The 601-nt window shown below is 35.4% G+C and carries 1 pseudogene; it reads right to left on the bottom strand.

Going from position 1 to position 601, the window contains the following annotated elements:
* Positions 1-601, bottom strand: a pseudogene (locus MBCUT_RS02055) (hypothetical protein); the annotation flags it as partial.

The raw sequence follows: 601 nt of genomic DNA, 5'->3' as shown, positions 1-601 counted from the left end.
GGAATCAGTAATATCAACAGTAACAGAACCATTATCACCACTATTTGCATAAATTCCTCCACCACTAACAGTTGCGGTGTTATTTACAAATGTGGAATCAGTAATATCGACAATAACAGCACCATTAATACCAGTAGTTACAAAAATTCCTCCACCACTAGTTGCAGTATTATTTACAAAACTAGAATTAACAATATCGACAGTAACAGCACCATTAGTACCGCCAGTAGTTACATAAGTTCCTCCACCACTAACAGTTGCGGTGTTATTTACAAATGTGGAATCAGTAATATCAACAGTAACAGAACCATTATCACCACTATTTGCATAAATTCCTCCACCACTAACAGTTGCGGTGTTATTTACAAATGTGGAATCAGTAATATCGACAATAACAGCACCATTAATACCGCCAGTAGTTACAAAAATTCCTCCACCACTAGTTGCAGTATTATTTACAAAACTAGAACTAACAATATCGACAATAACAGCACCATTAATACCAGTAGTTACAAAAATTCCTCCACCACTAGTTGCAGTATTATTTACAAAACTAGAACTAACAATATCGACAATAACAGCACCATTAGTACCGCCAGTA

This window comes from Methanobrevibacter cuticularis, assembly GCF_001639285.1.
GTDB lineage: Archaea > Methanobacteriota > Methanobacteria > Methanobacteriales > Methanobacteriaceae > Methanobaculum > Methanobaculum cuticulare.
This window is presented reverse-complemented; position numbering and strand designations above follow the sequence as displayed.